The 418-nt window shown below is 58.9% G+C and carries 1 protein-coding gene and 1 pseudogene; both read right to left on the bottom strand.

Annotation, left to right across the window (positions count from 1 at the left end):
• Positions 1 to 115 (bottom strand): FTR1 family protein (locus HW452_RS17790; protein WP_425348122.1); only part of this gene is annotated, 115 nt, incomplete at its 3' end.
• A 103-nt stretch (positions 116 to 218) separates the two neighbouring features.
• A pseudogene (locus HW452_RS17785) lies at positions 219 to 416 on the bottom strand (FTR1 family protein); the annotation flags it as partial.
• Positions 417 to 418 lie beyond the last annotated feature (2 nt).

Here is a 418-nt window from a genome sequence, read left to right as displayed (position 1 = left end):
GAAACGCCCCCGTCCAACGGAAAAACTTCGCCAGATTCAGGCGCATCCCGCCCTGATAAATCAACGCGCCAATCACGGCGGCAGCCAAAACCCCCGCTACCGCGCCGGCCGGCATCTGCCACGTCGGGCTCTGTTTGAATACGGCAAGCAGGAAAAAAAACGCTCTCCAAACCTTCGCGCGCCACGGCAAGAAACGCCATACCGACCAAGGCCCATCCTTGACCGCTGCCACGGTTCAAAGCCGCCTGTACAGAATCCCGAAGCTGGCGCTTCATCGAACGCGCCGCCTTTTTCATCCATAAAACCACACAAGTCAGCATCGCGACGGCAACCAAACCGATAATGCCGACGACGAACTCCTGCTGCTTCCGGGGAATCTCGCCCGTTGCCGAATGGATGCCGTATCCGATGCCCAAAC

The sequence above is a fragment of the Vreelandella aquamarina genome (genome assembly GCF_020075495.1).
GTDB classification, from domain to species: Bacteria; Pseudomonadota; Gammaproteobacteria; order Pseudomonadales; family Halomonadaceae; genus Vreelandella; species Vreelandella aquamarina_A.
Note: the sequence above shows the minus strand (reverse complement) of the source record. Positions and strands in the feature narration are given on the sequence as shown.